9 protein-coding genes are annotated in these 12,284 nt (G+C 58.2%); 5 read left to right on the top strand and 4 right to left on the bottom strand.

Translation table 11 applies throughout. The annotated features are described in order from the left end of the window. Positions 1–12: 12 nt before the first annotated feature. Together ACR3EQ_RS09340 and ACR3EQ_RS09335 are read right to left on the bottom strand one after the other, a co-directional pair. Positions 13–3,174 (bottom strand): valine--tRNA ligase, encoded by a 3,162-nt coding sequence (locus ACR3EQ_RS09340; RefSeq protein ID WP_170613187.1) that lies wholly within the window; start codon positions 3,172–3,174, stop codon positions 13–15. Positions 3,175–3,252: 78 nt separating this feature from the next. Next, on the bottom strand, positions 3,253–3,984 hold the full coding sequence (locus tag ACR3EQ_RS09335; RefSeq protein WP_170613185.1) for a dienelactone hydrolase family protein: 732 nt from the start codon (positions 3,982–3,984) through the stop codon (positions 3,253–3,255). A gap of 115 nt (positions 3,985–4,099) precedes the next feature. On the opposite strand from ACR3EQ_RS09335, the gene ACR3EQ_RS09330 reads away from it, so the two are divergent. Then, entirely contained in the window at positions 4,100–6,391 is a 2,292-nt protein-coding gene (locus ACR3EQ_RS09330; protein ID WP_170613183.1) for a xanthine dehydrogenase family protein molybdopterin-binding subunit, read from the top strand. After that, on the top strand, positions 6,369–7,445 hold the full coding sequence (locus tag ACR3EQ_RS09325; RefSeq protein WP_170613181.1) for a T6SS phospholipase effector Tle1-like catalytic domain-containing protein: 1,077 nt from the start codon (positions 6,369–6,371) through the stop codon (positions 7,443–7,445). The genes ACR3EQ_RS09330 and ACR3EQ_RS09325 overlap by 23 nt, the downstream gene beginning before the upstream one ends. Before the next feature lie 53 nt (positions 7,446–7,498). Here ACR3EQ_RS09325 and ACR3EQ_RS09320 read toward each other — a convergent pair whose 3' ends face one another. Together ACR3EQ_RS09320 and ACR3EQ_RS09315 are read right to left on the bottom strand one after the other, a co-directional pair. Then, positions 7,499–8,179: a hypothetical protein gene (locus tag ACR3EQ_RS09320; RefSeq protein ID WP_480490449.1), complete on the bottom strand. Its 681-nt coding sequence runs from the start codon at positions 8,177–8,179 to the stop codon at positions 7,499–7,501. A gap of 63 nt (positions 8,180–8,242) precedes the next feature. Continuing rightward, on the bottom strand, positions 8,243–8,410 hold the full coding sequence (locus ACR3EQ_RS09315) for a hypothetical protein (RefSeq protein WP_170613177.1): 168 nt from the start codon (positions 8,408–8,410) through the stop codon (positions 8,243–8,245). Between the two features lie 563 nt (positions 8,411–8,973). Between ACR3EQ_RS09315 and ACR3EQ_RS09310 the strand changes: the two genes are divergently transcribed. The 3 genes from ACR3EQ_RS09310 to ACR3EQ_RS09300 all read left to right on the top strand — a co-directional run bounded on the left by ACR3EQ_RS09310 (position 8,974) and on the right by ACR3EQ_RS09300 (position 12,009). Next, entirely contained in the window at positions 8,974–9,720 is a 747-nt protein-coding gene (locus tag ACR3EQ_RS09310; RefSeq protein ID WP_480440756.1) for an outer membrane beta-barrel protein, read from the top strand. 208 nt (positions 9,721–9,928) lie between these two features. Further along, complete coding sequence (locus ACR3EQ_RS09305) at positions 9,929–10,507, top strand: hypothetical protein (protein WP_170613173.1); 579 nt, start codon at positions 9,929–9,931, stop codon at positions 10,505–10,507. Between the two features lie 155 nt (positions 10,508–10,662). Next, positions 10,663–12,009, top strand: a complete 1,347-nt coding sequence (locus tag ACR3EQ_RS09300) for an amidohydrolase family protein (RefSeq protein ID WP_170619409.1) — start codon at positions 10,663–10,665, stop codon at positions 12,007–12,009. Positions 12,010–12,284 lie beyond the last annotated feature (275 nt).

The raw sequence follows: 12,284 nt of genomic DNA, 5'->3' as shown, positions 1-12,284 counted from the left end.
AAAAGATGAAGATCAGGCGATTTCTGCCAAACGGGCAAGGGCCTCGTTCAGCTTTGCTTCTTCTTCTTCGCGGGCGGCGAGGTTGGCTTTGGCTTCCTCAACCACTTCTTCCGGGGCCGAAGCCACGAATTTGGGGTTGTTCAGGCGCCCACGCAGGCCGCCCAGTTCTTTGGCCAGCTTGGCCTTGGCTTTCTCAAGTCGTTCCTTTTCCGCGCCGATATCTATGATATCCGCCAGCGGCAGGCCGAAGGACGCGCCGGGTGCGGCAATCGAGATTGTGCCTTTGGGTAGATCTTCTGCGTTGGTCAGGCTGTCGATCCGCGCAAGGCGCTTGATCAGCGCCTCGTTGCGGTCCCATGCGGCCTGGCCGTTGGCGTCGATCTCGGTCACCAGCATCGGCACGTACAGACCAGCAGGCACCCGCATCTGAGCACGGGCTGAGCGGGTGTTTTCGATCACCGAGATCACCCAGTTCATCTCACGATCCGCATCCGCGTCGATCAGGTCGGCCGCAGAATAGGTCGGCCAGTCGGCGTGGACCACCATCTTGGCGCGGTTGCCTGTCAGGCCCCAGAGTTCCTCGGTGATAAAGGGCATGATCGGGTGCAGCAGAACCATGCACTGATCCAGAACCCAGCGCATGGTGGTGCGGGTTTCAGCCTGAGCCGCAGCATCATCACCCTGCAGCAACGGTTTGGATAGTTCCACATACCAGTCGCAGACCTTGCCCCAGACAAAGGCATAAAGCCCGTTGGCCGCGTCGTTGAAGCGGTAGCTTTCCAGCGCCGCGTCAACCTCTTCGCGCACGCGGGCGGTTTCGCCGATGATCCAGCGGTTTACGGCGGCCTTGGGTTTCAGGTCGGCCACGTCCAGTTGCGGCACGGCGTCGGTGAAGACCTCGTTCATCTCGGCAAAACGGACGGCGTTCCAAAGTTTGGTGCCGAAATTGCGATAGCCGGTGATGCGTTCCTTGGACAGTTTCAGCACGCCGCCAATCGCTGCCATCGAGGCGTTGGTGAACCGCAGCGCGTCGGCGCCGAATTCGTCCACGATCTCCAGCGGGTCGATGACGTTGCCGGTGGTCTTGGACATTTTCTTGCCCTTCTCGTCGCGGACGAGTTGGTGCAGGTAGACGGTGTGGAACGGGATCTGATCGACCACGGCCAGTTGCATCATCATCATCCGGGCGACCCAGAAGAACAGGATGTCGAAGCCGGTGATCAGAACGTCCGTGGGGAAGTAGCGTTCCAGTTCCTCGGTCTGCTCGGGCCAGCCCAGAGTGCCGATGGGCCAGAGGCCGGAGGAGAACCAGGTGTCCAGGACGTCAGGGTCGCGCCAGACCGGGTAAACCAGCTTGGTCGGGTCCTGTTCGATTGCATATTGTGCAAGGCTTTCGGCGAATTGATGAATCGCCTCCTGCTTGTCGGCGACTTCAATAACTGTCGCGTGGCTCAGAGGGCTGGGGATGTTAGCATTGTCGTCCAAGAATTTCTCGGTTACCGCTTCAAGGCTGGATGCACATTCCATAACGTTGCCACGGTGCAGCATGCCGCCTTCGTTCAGCAAACGGCCCATCTCGACCAGATCAAGATTGCCGTCGTTTTCGTCGTCAATGAAGTCTTCGGCAGACAGGTCGAGACCATACCAAACCGGAATCTGATGCCCCCACCACAGCTGGCGCGAGATGCACCAAGGCTCGATGTTTTCCAGCCAGTGGTAATAGGTCTTCTCGCCAGACTCGGGGATGATCTTGACCGTGCCGTCCTTGACCGCATCCAGCGCGGGGCCAACGACCTTGGCGGCGTCGACGAACCACTGGTCGGTGAACATCGGCTCGATGACCACTTTCGAGCGGTCGCCGAAGGGCTGCATAATCGGTTTGCGCTCGACCAGCGGCACCAGCTTGTCCGCGCCTTCGTGCTCCGGTTTCAAAGCGGTCGAGCCCAAACGCGGGTCATCTGCGCGGCACATGACGGCCAGACCGTCGTTGGTGATCTCTTCCACCACCTTGGCGCGCGCCTCGAACCGGTCGAGCCCGCGCAGGTGATCGGGGATCAGGTTGATCGCGTCGATCTCGTTCTCGGTAAACTCACGCCCGCGTGCGTATTCCTGCGCCTTGTCGGCCTCTTCGGCGTAAGGAGCCCCATCGGCCCGCATCGCGCCTTTGGTGCCCATCAGGCGATACATCGGAATGCCGCCGCGCTTAGCGACCATGTTGTCGTTGAAGTCATGCGCGCCGGTGATCTTCACCGCTCCCGAGCCAAAACCGGGGTCCGGGTAGTCATCGGTGATGATCGGAATCTGGCGGCGGTGCTCTTTCGGGCCAACCGGGATTTCGCAGAGCTTGCCAACGATGGGTGCATACCGCTCGTCCGAGGGGTGAACCGCAACCGCACCATCGCCCAGCATAGTCTCGGGCCGGGTTGTCGCGATTGAAATGTAATCCCGCTCCTCCCGGAGGATCACATTCCCATCTTCATCTTTTTCCAAATACTCATATGTCTCGCCACCGGCGAGCGGGTATTTGAAGTGCCACATATGACCCGCGACCTCGATGTTCTCGACCTCAAGGTCCGAGATCGCGGTCTCGAAATGCGGGTCCCAGTTGACCAGCCGCTTGCCGCGATAGATCAGGCCCTTTTCGTACATGTCGACAAAGACTTTGATCACCGCGTCGTGAAAATTCGCAGAGTTTTCGTGCCCCGTGCGCGGGTCGCGCGGCGCGCCTGCCATGGTGAAGGCATTGCGCGACCAGTCGCAGGATGATCCCAGGCGCTTTAGCTGCTCGATGATCGTGCCCCCGTATTCGCCCTTCCATTCCCAGACCTTGTCCAGAAATGCTTCACGCCCCAGCTCGCGGCGCCCCGGCTGCTGGGTGGCGGCCAGCATCTTTTCCACCTGCATCTGCGTGGCGATGCCGGCGTGGTCCTGACCGGGCTGCCACAGCGTGTCAAAGCCACGCATCCGGTGCCAGCGGGTCAGAATATCTTGAAGGGTGTTGTTGAACGCATGGCCCACATGCAGCGCGCCGGTGACATTGGGCGGCGGGATCATGATGGTAAAGCTTTCGTCGCGCGAGCGGTTAGCGCCTGCCTTGAAGGCTCCGGCCTGTTCCCAGGCCTTGTAGATGCGGGCCTCGGCCTCGGCCGCGTTGAATGTCTTTTCCATCGCCATGGGATGCGTCCTGCGTCAACAAAATCGGGTCAGCGCTTGCAATAGCGAATGCACGCAGGAAGGGGAAGGGCGTCTGTGCTAACCGGCCATCCCAAATCGGTCTTTGAAATAGGTATCAACGCGCTGATAGGCTGGATCGTGGAAATCCAGCGTCAGCAGCGAATGGTCCTTGCCCGCATACTCAATCGTTTCGAGGTTCTCGCCAAAGGCGCTTTCCAGCGACCGCATCAGTTTTTGGGGCGACAGGTTGTCTTTGGCGTACCGCATCGCCAGACCGGGGCCTTTTTGTGCCATGCCCGCGCGCGCGTCTAGGATATCCTGCGAGCTCATATGCAGCTTGTCGCCGCCAAAGATCGGCAATGCGGGTTGGCTGGCCACGCCGCCAAGAACCGCGTCGTCGGCCATCAAGGTCAGAGCAAAGCTGCCGGTCAGGCACATGCCGATGACACCAACGCCCGCGCTGCCTTCCTGATCCCGGATATGACCCGCCAGCGCCCGCATCCAGCCCGCAACCGGGCTTTGGCGGCCTTTCGCGAACATGTTGATCTCGCGCCGGACGCAGAACAGCCGGGCAAAATTCCTGCCCGTCTGAGTTTTGCCGAACGTACCGAACAGGTGCGGAAGATACACCCGGAACCCCGAGTTGTTCAGCCGCTGCGCCAGTTCCAGCGTTTCCGGCCCGATCCCCGGCAGTTCCTGCAGGATCATGATCGGTGGACCTTCGCCCCCGACGTAAACGTCATGCGTGGCTTCTGTGCCGGTGCTGATAGGGGCGGTGAACGGGAATACGGCGTCATGTGTCCAGGTCATGGCGCCGACGCTATACCATTGGGATGCTGCTGGAAATCGAATTTCTTCGCGATCGACTGGACATCGCATATGCGGGGGCTAACCTCGCAGCCACAGCAGCCTGAAAGGGACAGCAATGGAAAAGTTCGGCAAAAGCCAGCCGGTCAAACGGACCGAAGATCACCGCTTTCTGACCGGGCAGGGGCGCTACATGGACGATGCCGTGCCGGACAATGCCCTGTATGCGGCCTTCTTCCGCAGCCCGGTTGCGCATGCGCGGATCATAGCGCTGGATCTGGATGCTGCGCGGCAGGTGGATGGGGTCCGCCTGGTCATGACGCTGGACGATCTGGCCGCGACCGGGATCGACACTGTAATGAACGCGGCGATCATGCCCAACCGGGATGGCTCGCAAGGCGCGGCGCCACAGCGGCAAATGCTTGCCAAAGACCGTGTGCGCTTTGTGGGTGAGCCCGTCGTTGCAGTGATTGCCGAGACGCAGCTTCAGGCGCAGGACGCGGTCGAGCTGATCTTGATGGAGACCGATGACCTGCCCGCCAAGCTGGATGTGGATGCGGGCGGAGAGCCGCTGCATCCCGAAGCCCCGGATAACCGCGCCTTTGACTGGGGGCTTGGCGATGAAACCGCGACCGAAGCCGCCTTTCAGTCCGCCGCCCATACCGTGGCGCTGAATGTGGCGGACAACCGGGTCATCATCAACTCGATCGAGCCGCGCGGCTGTCAGGCCAGATGGTCGGACGGCCGGCTGCACTTCGCCTACGGCGGTCAGGGTGTCTGGGCGATGCGGGGGCAACTGGCGCAGAAACTGAAGCTTGAAACCGAGGCGATCCGTGTCACCACGCCGGATGTGGGTGGCGGGTTTGGCATGAAGGTGATGCCCTATCCCGAATATTTCTGTGTCTGCGTTGCCGCCATGAAACTGGGGCAACCCGTGCACTGGATGTCCGACCGGTCCGAAGCGATGCTGTCCGATCATCATGGTCGCGATCTGACGTCTTTGGCCGAACTGGCTTTCGACGACAATCTCAGGATCACGGCTTACCGGGTCCACAGCAAGGTTAACCTTGGCGCCCATAACAGTCATTTCGGGCAGGCCATCCAGACCAGCCTGTTCAGCAAGGTGCTGATGGGTGTCTATGATGTTCAGACCACATATCTGCGGGTCGAAGGGTTCTACACCAACACCACGCAGGTCGACGCCTATCGCGGCGCGGGCCGGCCCGAGGCGATCTATGTCCTCGAACGGGTCATGGACCGCGCCGCGCGCGAACTGGGTGTCGATCCGTGGGAACTGCGGCGCAGGAACTTCATCAAACCTGCGGACTTCCCCTACAAAACCGCAACAGGGGAAACCTATGACGTCGGCGATTTCGACATGGTTCTCAGCCGCGCTGGCGAGCAGACCCGAGGCTTTGCCGCCCGAAAGGCCGCCGATGCTGAACGCGGCCTGATCCGGGGGCAGGGGCTTTGTTACTATATCGAAAGCATTCTGGGCGACCCTTCCGAAAACGCGAAGATCGAGTTCCGCGAGGATGGAATGGTGAACATGTGCGTTGGCACTCAATCGAATGGGCAGGGACACGAGACGGCCTACACTCACTTCCTGTCGGATCAGGCCGGGATACCAATGGACCGGATCGTGGTGGTCCAGGGCGATACCGACCGTCTGGCGCATGGCGGTGGGACGGGCGGATCCCGCTCGGTGACGGTGCAAAACACGGCAACGCTGGCCACAATCGACGTCATGATCGCCGCATTCACGCCTTATCTGGCCGGTAAGATGGGGGTCGAGGAAAACCAAGTGATTTTTGACCACGAAACCTTTCGGGCGCCGGGGTCCAACCTGACACCCACCCTGACCGAGGCCGCCGAGATGGCCCGCGCCGATGGCCGTACCGACCTGTTGCAACACACGGCACGCGCCGATCTGGAGGCGCGCAGCTATCCCAACGGCGCACATGTTGCCGAAGTCGTGATCGATTCTTTCACCGGGGAAACCTGGGTCGACCGCTATACAGTGGTTGATGATTTCGGAAACCTTATCAATCCGATGCTGGCCGAGGGGCAGGTGCATGGCGGAGTGGTGCAGGGCATTGGCCAGGCACTGAACGAACGAGTGGTGCATGATGCGCAGGGGCAACTGCTCACGGCTTCGTTGATGGATTACGCCTTGCCCCGTGCCGCCGGGATACCCATGATTAAGTTTACCTCGGCGCCGGTTCCGTCAACTTCCAACCCGATGGGGATGAAAGGATGCGGTGAGGCCGGGACCGTGGGCGCGCTGGCCGCTGTTGCAAACGCGGTTCAGGATGCGCTCTGGGATCATGGGGTACGGCAGGCGGACATGCCTTTCACACCTCACAGAGTATGGGAGATGCTGACACATGGTTCTGTCGCGGCTGAGTAGAAAGGTTCTGGGATGGCTAGGACGGCCGCTTCGCTCCGAGCACTCGGCCGAGGCGCTGCACCGCGAGCCAATCAGCCATGTCATCATTCTGGACGGCACCATGTCCACGCTGGAGCCGGGCCTTGAGACACATGCCGGTCAGACCTATCGCCTGTGTCGGGAAATGGGCAGCCAAGTCTCGGTCTTTTACGAATCCGGTGTGCAATGGGAAAGCTGGAAGTCCTCGCTGGATGTGATGATGGGGCGCGGCATCAATCGCCAGATCAGGCGTGCCTACGGCTATCTTGCCTCGCGGTACAAGCCCGGCGACCGGATCTACTTCATCGGATATTCCCGTGGCGCGTACGGTGTGCGCAGTCTTGCCGGTGTCATCGACATGATTGGCCTGCTCAAGGCCGAGCATGCCACCGAACGCAACATCAAACAGGCTTATCGCCATTATGAATGCAATCCAGGTGGAGCCGCGGCAGGTGATTTCCGGCGCAAGTTCTGCCATGACGAAATTGCGATAGAAATGGTTGGCGTCTGGGATACGGTCAAGGCGCTGGGCCTGCGCCTGCCCATGCTGTGGCGCTGGGCCGAGGATCGGCACGCGTTTCACCACCACAAGCTTGGTCCCTCGACCCGCCACGGCTATCACGCTCTGGCGCTGGATGAGACGCGCGAAGTGTTCGAACCGGTCCTGTGGAAATGTACGCCCGAGTTCCGCGGCCATGTCGAACAGGTCTGGTTCCGCGGCACCCATGGCGATGTCGGCGGGCAACTGAACGGCTTTGAAGAGGCGCGCCCACTCAGCAACATCTCCCTGATCTGGATGCTGGACAAGGCAGAACTGCATGGTCTGCCCTTGCCGGACGGTTGGCGCGAGCGTTTCCCGGTCGATGCGTCCGCCAGATCAGTCGGGACATGGAGGGGCTGGGGCAAGATCTTCCTTCTGCGCAAGCATCGCAAGGTCGGTCGGGACCGCTCGGAACATCTGCACGTGTCGGTTTCACCGGATGATCTGCCGGGGTGGGTGCCCATGCCCAACTTGTCCTCTCATCCGGCGCAATAACCGCGACCGGCCATCCACCGCCGCCGGCGCTGCAAAATGTTGAATGCCCCCAATCAATCGCCTGGATCACGCAGCGACACTGTCACGTCATCCATGACATAGAACCTGTTCTGATCTGCCGAGGCGCTGACGGAAACATCAACGAACCCTTCATTGTCAGGAGTGCCGTCAAGGTCGCGCAGGTTCGCCTCGGCAAATGGCGCCTCTAATGAAGCGTCACCCAAGACTGCGAGGCGATAAACCATGTCGTCCGGAAACATCGAGATCAGAACCGTGTGCCTGTCGCCGATGCTGTAGCTGCCCACCGGTGTATCAAACATGGAAATCTGGCCATTGTTGAAAACGACCCGGCCGAAATACCGCCCCACGACACCGCTATCTACGATCATTCCGCCATCATCCAGAATCTGCCCCTGCCACGTGATGTAGATCGGCGCGGTTTCGTCGCTGATCGGTGACGTCCGGAAAGTGATATGGTCGCCGGACGTCTCTGTTGCAGGTGGCCGCTCACGGATACTCAGGGAAAGATCGCCGGCAATGGCGTCTTCGGCGGATACGAAGAAGAACTCTTCTGATCCGACACTGATACTGTCGCCGGCGGGTGGCCCTGGCGGGTTGGACAGTGGCGACTGTCCGGGCGTCCCGCTCTCGAAATCCGCGTGAAAAATGGTGCTGCAAGATGTCGGCAATACGGCGGCGCAAAGGATGAGTGTGGAAGAATTGATAAATTTCATAGGACACTCCGAAACAAGAACGGACCCCAAGCGGTTTCAATACAATGCCGCCGGTGGATGCCTTCAGAATACCACAACCTGCATCGACCCGCCCAACGCCGCCCAAGAGCTGACCTGTTCCGGCTTCCGCGCGAATTTGCCACGCAGTGTCATGTCGCCCTGGGTGCTGTGGTGTGACGCGCCAAACTCGTACCCATCAGCAATCGCAGAACACACCAGAACGCGCCACATCTGCCGATTAGCCCCGCGCTCTGTCTGAATTATGTCGGGAGGATTAATTTGCCTAACTACGGGGAACCCCCAATACCGCAGCCCCGCTCGATTTGTTAGTTATCAGATAACGGAGCAACCACACACACACCTCCGTCCAACACTACACGGGGGGCTGGCCGAATAGACCCCCTCACTCATGCCAGCCCCTCAACCCTTTCCCAAAACCAAAGTGTATATGACAGGCATCGGACATCCGGTTGCAGGTTGCGCCCGATCGAAACATCCTGGACACTTTCGAAGCTTCAACCTCAGCGCTCAGAGAGAATCTTTCCGGGCAATAGACGTCCCTCTTGGTTCTCCGTTTCTTCAGCACAACCGTGGGTCCGCTCAGATATGTAGGTTCAAGAGTAGCCCGCCAGATAAGCCATTGGTTGAAATGCTGATTGAACGAAGCCCGATCAGATAATCCTTTTGACTCGGATCACCGCCATCGCCATCATTCACACAAGAATACCAGAATGCGATTTTGGCCCCTCCCTGCTGTGAAAGTTCATGCAGTCGGCATGTGATAGGAGGAATTTATGAAAAGATTACCCACATGGACAGCTGCTCTCGCCACTTGGGCAGTTCCAGCGCTGCCTGTTGCAGCCCAGTCGAGCGACTGGAATTACGAAGCCACGATTTATCTGTTCATGCCAGAGACAAAAACGTCACTGGATTCGCCGAACGGCAACATCGATGCAACGCTGAGTTTTTCGGACGCGCTCAGCAAGTTGGACCTCGCCTTCATGGGTGCCTTCGCGGCCAGTAACGGCCGGTGGAGTCTGTTGACTGATTACAACTACACCAAGCTTTCCATTGACAACGACCTGTCCGGGCCTGCGTTCTCCGGCGTGGAAACGTCCCTCAAGACGCAGTTCCTGAGCGGCTACGTTGGTTACCGCGTCTACGAAGACCCAACTTTGAAACTGGATCTGGCAGGAGGGTTCAGGTGGTTCAACACGGAAACCGAATTCACGCTGTCCCCGGGGGCATTGCCTGGGACGACCAGTACCGTAGACGCCAGTTGGACAGACCCTGTCATAGGTCTCCGCGCCCGCTATGCGATTTCTGATCGCTGGTCCGGTACGGCCTTTCTGGACTACGGAGGGTTCCGAAGTGGCAGCGAGACCTGGCAAATTTTGCTGACGGCGGATTATGCCATAAACGACCGATGGATGATCAGAGGCGGATACCGCCATATTTCGTTTGATCACGAAGTGAATGGTAACGACTTTGACTTCAGCCAGTCCGGCCTGCTGATCGGCGCGACATACGCTTTCAATTAGGTGTTCCTGTGTGTGGCGGATAAATTTCGCTTTTGATTTCAGCAGGTCGCTTCAATTGTTTCGCTGTGGCCATCTCCCGAAACGAAGCGCAGCTCTTTTGTGGTGCAAGTGCGTGAAGTCGTGGCACTGAGGTGCCCGATCATTGGTTGGCGATCAGGTTATCAAGGCGAACGGGTCGAGCGCGCGACGGCCGAAGTAGGGATATATCATGAGTGGAATTGGTAGGCGTTTGAAAAGAGCAGTTAGGGACATCGCCGTTGGCGATTACGAGAACGCGGTGACAGCAATCTTCCAGGCTTTTGATGCGACGGGGAAAAAGCGATACCCGTCAAAAGGATCAGGTCATAGGTTCAAAAAGCTGCTGGAAGACCAAGAGGAAATCGTTTGGGAGATTGCCTTCAGTGTCAGAGTAATAGGCACGAAATTTGAAGGCCTTACGATGCCGGAAGCGATGTGGAAATTGGTTAGAAACCCCATCGTGCACGAAGGTGAGTTCAGTAAGCGCATTAGTTTTGAGGGTGGTTATGAGCGGCTTCCAGTGGGAGAGAATTGGAACCTGCCACCAAGATTTCTGACAGGCCTGGCAACTGCAGCTATATCGGCTAAGGAAAATTCGGACGAGCAAGAAGATTTGGCCTTTAAGTTCAATTTCTTTGGCCGGGATATTCCTGCCCAGAGTTTGTGGGGCGCCGAAGAATGGATCAGGGCCGAGTTAGAGAATATTCACCGCCGCAAAGCAGAAAAGGTTGCACTGCGCCGAGCTGATGAACAATCCCACAAACGCTGATCAACAATAAGGAGGATCAGGTCTGAAACTTTGACGAAAGCGGAGCACCTCTTCGGATGCACTTCTGGCCAGTTTTGAATGCTCATCGAAAAACTGTGTATCATGGTGTGCGAACGGAGACATTCGCGCTCTGTGAACTGGAAAATAGGGAAATAATGCTGATTAAGCTTACAAATGTATTGAGCCTACTTACCGCGGTGACAGCTTTTTCGCCTGCGATCGGGCAAACCCCTCAGTCTTCGACTCTTTTTTTAAACGTCGATGTTTTTGACAGTCGAAATGCAACTGTGATCGAAAATGCTAACGTCCGGGTCACGGGCAACTTTATCGCCGAGGTTTCGACCACTGAGTTGCCACCCGAAGCCGCAACTGTAATTGACGGTGGCGGGCGCATGCTCGTTCCCGGTCTGATCGATGGGCACAATCACATCATGCTGGGTGCCAGTCCCATTGCACTCGCCTACAATCTGCATTGGACCTATGTCGGCGCGTTGGCGACGCGGGAGGCTGAGGCCATGCTGATGCGCGGCTTCACGACCCTGCGGGACGCCGGAGGGCCTTGCTACGGTATTGCTCAGGCCATTGATGAAGGCATCATACCTGGGCCGCGCATATTTTGTTCCGGGCATTTCATAGGGCAGACGTCCGGGCATTTTGACTTTCGTTTGTACAACGAAACCCACCCGAGGCAGCGTGGCGAGCGTAGTTTTTTCGAGACGCAGTGGTCATTCATCGCAGACGGTGTGCCGGAAGTTCGTGCCATGACCCGCGAGGCGTTGCGGCTAGGGGCGACCCAAATCAAACTAAGCCTGGGAGGTGGCAACTCCAGCCCCTATGACCCACTTGATACCACGCATTACTCAGTCGAGGAGATCCGTGCTGCGGTGGATGCGGCCGAGGATTGGAATACCTATGTTCTGGTGCACGCATATTCAGACGAGTCGGTTATGCGAGCGCTGGCCGGCGGTGTAAAAAGCATTGATCATGGCAATTTGATCAAGGAAGAAGCGACCATCGCGGCAATTCGAGATGCGGGCGCTATCCTCAATCCACAGTTCCTGATCTTCACACCAGACGATGAGATGCTGGCAGGAGGAGACCCGGACACCATCGCCAAGGGCGCACCAGTCCGAGACAATGTGGAGACCTTCGTCTCGCTCATCCAGAAGTACGACCTGCCGATTGCCTTTGGGGTCGACCTATTTGGCTCACCGGCGCTTCTTGCTATGCAGAATCTGGAGTTCGAGCGTCGCGGAAGATGGTGGTCAGGAGCGAAAGTTTTGCAGCAAGCGACATTCAATACCGCTGAACTCCTTGCCCTCTCCGGGCCACGAAACCCTTACCACGAAGGCAAACTCGGAGTTATTGAACCCGGGGCTTATGCCGATCTTGTGCTGGTGGATGGCAACCCGGTGGAGGATATCAATCTGATGGTCGATCCAGAGGCCAACTTCTCGGTTATCATGAAGGATGGTGTGATCTACAAAAACAGTCTTGAGTGAAGCGGCCGCTCAGGCGCAATGTGCGATTTGAACGCAAGATTCAGTCAAGTCCGTGGTAGGTGTACACACTCAGTTCGAAAGTTTGGCAGTGAATAGCAGTGAGAGGGCTCAAAAATCCAACCAGACGCGGTGACAATGGAGAACCGCCGTCAATGAACCGAGGCTCGTCGACCGCTTATCCCGAAAAGAGGCATTTGCCCCGATTAGAAAATGAACTCACAGAGCCCAACAGAGTTCTTTGAAGACCTAAAGATCGGTCTGGAAGACTACACGCG

Source organism: Ruegeria sp. AN11 (genome assembly GCF_056536005.1).
This window is presented reverse-complemented; position numbering and strand designations above follow the sequence as displayed.

Excerpts from the sequence above, each read along its gene's own strand:
- ACR3EQ_RS09340 (WP_170613187.1), bottom strand. The coding sequence starts at position 3,174 with ATGGCGATGGAAAAGACATTCAACGCGGCCGAGGCCGAGGCCCGCATC.
- ACR3EQ_RS09335 (WP_170613185.1), bottom strand. The coding sequence starts at position 3,984 with ATGACCTGGACACATGACGCCGTATTCCCGTTCACCGCCCCTATCAGC.
- ACR3EQ_RS09330 (WP_170613183.1), top strand. The coding sequence starts at position 4,100 with ATGGAAAAGTTCGGCAAAAGCCAGCCGGTCAAACGGACCGAAGATCAC.
- ACR3EQ_RS09325 (WP_170613181.1), top strand. The coding sequence starts at position 6,369 with ATGGTTCTGTCGCGGCTGAGTAGAAAGGTTCTGGGATGGCTAGGACGG.
- ACR3EQ_RS09320 (WP_480490449.1), bottom strand. The coding sequence starts at position 8,179 with ATGAAATTTATCAATTCTTCCACACTCATCCTTTGCGCCGCCGTATTG.
- ACR3EQ_RS09315 (WP_170613177.1), bottom strand. The coding sequence starts at position 8,410 with ATGTGGCGCGTTCTGGTGTGTTCTGCGATTGCTGATGGGTACGAGTTT.
- ACR3EQ_RS09310 (WP_480440756.1), top strand. The coding sequence starts at position 8,974 with ATGAAAAGATTACCCACATGGACAGCTGCTCTCGCCACTTGGGCAGTT.
- ACR3EQ_RS09305 (WP_170613173.1), top strand. The coding sequence starts at position 9,929 with ATGAGTGGAATTGGTAGGCGTTTGAAAAGAGCAGTTAGGGACATCGCC.
- ACR3EQ_RS09300 (WP_170619409.1), top strand. The coding sequence starts at position 10,663 with ATGCTGATTAAGCTTACAAATGTATTGAGCCTACTTACCGCGGTGACA.